The following is a 738-nucleotide window of genomic DNA, read 5'->3' on the forward strand; positions in this document are numbered from 1 at the left end:
GCCGTTCAGGGTGACCGCGTCGTTGTAGGTCTGGACACCCGTGGTGGTGACGCTGCGCAGGCTGCTGGTGCCGCCGGTGTCGGTGGTCAGGCTGGCCAGCGCCGTCGTGCCGCCCACCGTGCCGGTGAACTGCGTCGCGCCGCTGCCGTTGACGGTCAGGGCCTGGGCGCCGTCCACCGTGCCGGCGAACAGCACGCTCGACCCGCCGTTCACCGTCGTGCCGCCGCCCAGCATCGCCGCGCCGTTGGCGGTGAAAGCGCCGCTGTTGGTTGTGTAGGTGCCGTCGAGCGTCACCGCGTCGTTGTAGGTCTGGGCGCCCGTCGTCGTCACCGACTTCAGGCTGCTGGTGCCGGTGGCGTCGGTGGTCAGGCTGGCCAGAGCCGTCGTGCCGCCCACCGTGCCGGTGAACTGCGTCGTGCTCTTGTTGTTGACCGCCAGGGCGTAGGCGCCGTCCACCGTGCCGCTAAACAGCACGCTCGACCCGCCGTTGACCGTCGTGTCACCGGCCAGCGTCACCGCACCGCTGGCGGTGAAGGCGCCGTTGGTGGTGGTGTAGGTGCCGTTGAGGGTCGTGGCGGCGCCGTGGGTCTGGGCGCCCGTGGTGGAGACGTTCAGGAAGCTGGCCGTGGCGCCCGCGTTGGTGGTCAGGCTGGCCAGCGCCGTCGTGCCGCCCACCGCCGCGTTGAACTGCGTCGTGCCCGTCCCGGCGATGGTCAGCGCCTGGGCGCCGTTCACCGC

Annotated in this window: 1 pseudogene; it reads right to left on the reverse strand. The window is 71.8% G+C overall.

The features are described 5' to 3' along the window. A pseudogene (locus Q4I23_RS32920) lies at positions 1–738 on the reverse strand (hypothetical protein); the annotation flags it as partial.

The sequence above is a fragment of the Azospirillum sp. UFLA03-27 genome (assembly GCF_059803775.1).